The organism is Micrococcus sp. HMSC31B01, from assembly GCF_001816085.1.
Taxonomy (GTDB): Bacteria; Actinomycetota; Actinomycetes; order Actinomycetales; family Micrococcaceae; genus Micrococcus; species Micrococcus luteus.
The window spans coordinates 1-1,869 of the sequence record NZ_KV824824.1 but is presented as its reverse complement, the minus strand read 5'-3'; the positions used below and the strand labels follow the sequence as shown (position 1 = coordinate 1,869).

The window sequence follows — 1,869 nt, the reverse complement described above, 5'->3', positions numbered from 1 at the left end:
CGAGGCGGCCGGCGCCCGGGAGCACGCCCTCGACGTCGCCGCCGAGCTCACCGTCCGCGCCCGCGAGCGCATCGCGGCCCTGCCCCTGGACGAGACGGTCCGGGCGGAGTTCGCCGACGCCTGCCACGCCGTGCTGACCCGGAGGTCCTGAGATGGCCGCGCCCGCCCCGATCCCTGCCGCGCTGTACACGCGGACGGCCCACGCCGCAGCGGCCCAGGTGATCCGCCGTTACTCCACATCCTTCTCCTGGGCCTGCCGCACCCTGCCCCGGCAGGCCCGCCAGGACGTGGCGACGATCTACGCCATGGTCCGCGTCGCCGACGAGGTGGTCGACGGCGTCGCGGTGGCCGCCGGGCTCGACGAGGCCGGGGTCCGCGCGGCCCTGGACGACTACGAGCGGGCATGTGAGGCCGCGATGGCGTCGGGCTTCGCCACCGACCCGGTCCTGCACGCCTTCGCCGACGTGGCCCGTCGCCACGGCATCACCCCGGAGCTGACCCGTCCCTTCTTCGCCTCCATGCGCGCGGACCTGGGGATCCGCGAGCACGGCGCCGAATCCCTGGACGCCTACATCCACGGCTCGGCCGAGGTGGTGGGACTGATGTGCCTGCAGGTCTTCCTCTCCCTCCCCGGCACGCGGGCCCGGACCCCGGGCCAACGGCAGGAGCTGCGCGCGCAGGCCTCCCGGCTGGGGGCGGCGTTCCAGAAGGTCAACTTCCTCAGGGACCTGGCCGCGGACCACCACGAGCTGGGCCGCACCTACCTGCCCGGTGCCGCCCCGGGCGTCCTCACCGAGGCCCGCAAGGCCGAGCTCGTGGCCGAGGTCCGCGCCGACCTCGACGCCGCCCTGCCCGGCATCCGTGCCCTGGACCCCGGGGCCGGGCGCGCCGTGGCCCTGGCGCACGGACTGTTCGCGGCCCTGGTGGACCGGATCGAGGCGACCCCGGCGGCCGAGCTGGCTCACCGCCGTGTCCGGGTGCCGGACCGCCAGAAGGCCCGGATCGCCGCCCGCGTCCTGGCACGGGGCCGCCGGGGAGGCCGCCGATGAGCGCCCGGGACACCGCTCCCGGCCCGCGCACCGTGGTGGTGGGCGGCGGGTTCGCCGGACTGGCCACGGCGGGCCTGCTGGCCCGTGACGGGCACCGGGTGACGCTGCTGGAGCGCGGCACCGTCCTGGGCGGCCGTGCCGGACGCTGGTCCGAGGCGGGGTTCACCTTCGACACCGGGCCCTCCTGGTACCTGATGCCCGAGGTGATCGACCGCTGGTTCCGCCTCATGGGGACCTCCGCCGCCGAACGGCTGGACCTGCGCCGCCTGGACCCCGGCTACCGGGTGTACTTCGAGGAGCACCTCCACGAGCCCCCCGTGGACGTGCGCACCGGCCACGCGGAGACGCTGTTCGAGTCCCTCGAGCCCGGCGCCGGGCGCCGCCTGCGGGCCTACCTCGACTCCGCGTCCCGGATCTACGGGCTCGCCAAGGACCACTTCCTCTACACGGACTTCCGCCGGCCGGCCGCCCTGGCCCACCCGGACGTCCTGCGCGCCCTGCCGGCCCTCGGGCCCCAGCTGCTGGGGGGCCTGCGCTCCCACGTCGCGGCCCGCTTCCAGGACCCCCGGCTGCGCCAGATCCTGGGCTACCCGGCGGTCTTCCTCGGCACGTCCCCCGACCGTGCCCCCGCCATGTACCACCTGATGTCCCATCTGGACCTCGCCGACGGCGTGCAGTACCCCCTCGGCGGGTTCGCGGCCCTCGTGGACGCCATGGCGGAGGTCGTGCGCGAGGCCGGTGTGGAGATCCGCACCGGGGTCGAGGCGACCGCCGTGGAGGTCGTGGACCGTCCCGCCCCCGCCGGCCGCCTCGGACGCCC

The 1,869-nt window shown here is 76.2% G+C and carries 2 protein-coding genes; both read left to right on the top strand.

The window, feature by feature from the left end:
* The first annotated feature begins 152 nt into the window (after positions 1-152).
* Positions 153-1,049, top strand: a complete 897-nt coding sequence (locus tag HMPREF3105_RS00410; RefSeq protein WP_070708506.1) for a phytoene/squalene synthase family protein — start codon at positions 153-155, stop codon at positions 1,047-1,049.
* On the top strand, positions 1,046-1,869 hold an 824-nt coding region (gene crtI, locus HMPREF3105_RS00405), incomplete at its 3' end, for a phytoene desaturase family protein (RefSeq protein WP_141762359.1). The genes HMPREF3105_RS00410 and crtI, both read left to right, overlap by 4 nt.